We start from the raw sequence: 244 nt of genomic DNA on the forward strand, positions 1-244 counted from the left end.
GGGCCCTGGGCGGGACGATCCACATGAGCCACGAGGCGACCAACCTCGACGGTGTGGACACGGTCGTCTACTCCTCGGCCATTCCGCAGGACCACCTGGAGCTGGTCGAGGCCCGGCGGCGCGGTCTGCGGGTGCTGCACCGCTCGGAGGCCCTCGCCGCGGCGATGACCGGCCGCCGGGCCGTGGCGGTCGCCGGCACCCACGGCAAGACCACCACCACCTCGATGGTGACCATGGTGCTCCA

General features: G+C 72.5%; 1 protein-coding gene. It reads left to right on the forward strand.

The genetic code is table 11. The features are described 5' to 3' along the window. A partial coding sequence (locus tag F8271_RS31795) for a Mur ligase domain-containing protein (RefSeq protein ID WP_225854918.1) occupies window positions 1–244 on the forward strand: 244 nt, incomplete at both ends.

The organism is Micromonospora sp. ALFpr18c, assembly GCF_008868155.1.
Lineage (GTDB): Bacteria > Actinomycetota > Actinomycetes > Mycobacteriales > Micromonosporaceae > Micromonospora.